Here is a 1,304-nt window from a genome sequence, read left to right on the forward strand (position 1 = left end):
GAACTGCTCGGCAACGACCTCAGCGGCCCGGCCTTGCCCCTGCGCCTTTCGTTCAACCCGCTCAGCGACCTGGACAGCGGCTTCGGCGTCGGCTGGACCCTGGTGCTGAGCCAGTACACCCCCGCCACCCGCATGCTCAGCCTGCACACCGGCGAAACCTTCAAGGTCACCGGCGACGGTGAGCAGCCCACCATCCGCGAACGCAAGCTCGATACCTTCCACTTCCATGCCGACAGCGCCGAGCGCTTTCGCATCGTGCACAAGTCCGGCCTGGTCGAGCACCTGCACAGCCAAGGCCCCAGCAACCAACGGGTCGCGCTGCCAGTGCGCGTCGAAGCGGCCACCGGCCATGCCGTCACCCTCGGCTACGTGGCCGGCACCACCCGGCTGGAAACCCTCACCGACGACACCGGCCTGGTGCTGCTCAAACTGAGCTACGCCAGCGGTGAGGTCTGCCTCGACCTGCACCCCGGCGCCGGCCCTGGCGGTACACCGCTGGCCAGCTACCGGATGCTCCTCGACAGCCGCGGTAGCCCGGCCCGGCGGCGCCCCTACGCCATCGAGTTGCCCACCGACGAAAAAGCCAGCTGGCGCCTGGAGTACACCGAAGTGCGTGGGCTGTCCTGCCTGAGCAAGGTGAGCACCCCCACCGGCGCCGTCGAGCGTATCGAATACCTCGATGCGGGCCACCGCTACCCCGGCGATGCCCACCCGGCCCTGCCACGCGTCACCCGGCATGTGATCGACCCCGGCGCAGGGCAGCCGCGCATGGTCACCCGTTACACGTACACCAGCAATAACTTCCTGGGCTATGGCAGCGGCATCACCTGGGCCGACAATGGCGAGGACAACCTCTACAAGTCCACCAGCAGCACCTTCACCTACGGCACCGTGGTCGAATACCTGCAGGTCGATGACGACGAGGGCAACGACGACAAGGCGCCGGTCGTGCGCACCATGACCAGCACCTTCAACCGCTTCCACCTGATGACGTTGCATGTCATCGATCAGGCCGGCCACATCCAGGAAACCGAGACCCGCTACCACGAGCAACCCGGCAAGACCTTCGACGAACAGCCTGCCTATTTCCAGTTGCCCTATGCCGTGACCAAACGCTGGAAGCTGCGCGATGACCCGACCAAGCTGCGCGAAGAGGTGGTTCTCACGCGCTTCGACGAACACGGCAACTCGGTCCTCGAATCCGAGCCTGCGGCGCCGAAGTACGATGCCAATCAGCGCATCGACGAAGCCAGTACCCTGGCCACCACGCTGTTCAAGGTGCGCACCTGGTACCCGGCCGCCGG

Annotated in this window: 1 pseudogene; it reads left to right on the forward strand. The window is 66.2% G+C overall.

From position 1 onward, the window contains the following. A pseudogene (locus tag PPA02S_RS23125) lies at positions 1 to 1,304 on the forward strand (sugar-binding protein); the annotation flags it as partial.

The sequence above is a fragment of the Pseudomonas parafulva NBRC 16636 = DSM 17004 genome (assembly GCF_000730645.1).
Lineage (GTDB): Bacteria > Pseudomonadota > Gammaproteobacteria > Pseudomonadales > Pseudomonadaceae > Aquipseudomonas > Aquipseudomonas parafulva.